The sequence below is a fragment of the Burkholderia sp. AW49-1 genome, assembly GCF_053427845.1.
Genome location: NZ_JBSAXF010000127.1, coordinates 1 through 306, shown reverse-complemented (window position 1 = coordinate 306; position 306 = coordinate 1). Strand labels below are relative to the sequence as shown.

Genomic DNA, 306 nt, shown 5'->3' with positions numbered 1-306 from the left:
ATTGTTAAAGAACGACAGCCGATACGTACTCCGTACCGCTCTGACTGGCTCAATCGCCAATGACAAGGACTCGACCACGTCGAACGCTTGTCATTGAAGATTGGTGGAGGCAGACGGGATCGAACCGACGACCCCCTGCTTGCAAAGCAGGTGCTCTCCCAGCTGAGCTATGCCCCCATGAGTACAGATGCCTCAGGTGTGTTACCGCCAGACAATGGTGGGTCTGGTTGGATTCGAACCAACGACCCCCGCCTTATCAAGACGGTGCTCTAACCGACTGAGCTACAGACCCCTGAGTCTGTCTTT

General features: G+C 54.9%; 2 tRNA genes. Both read right to left on the bottom strand.

Annotation, left to right across the window (positions count from 1 at the left end):
- Nucleotides 1-101 precede the first annotated feature (101 nt).
- Nucleotides 102-177, bottom strand: a tRNA-Ala gene (locus tag ACV22W_RS33715).
- 38 nt (nt 178-215) lie between these two features.
- Nucleotides 216-292, bottom strand: a tRNA-Ile gene (locus tag ACV22W_RS33710).
- Nucleotides 293-306: the final 14 nt, after the last annotated feature.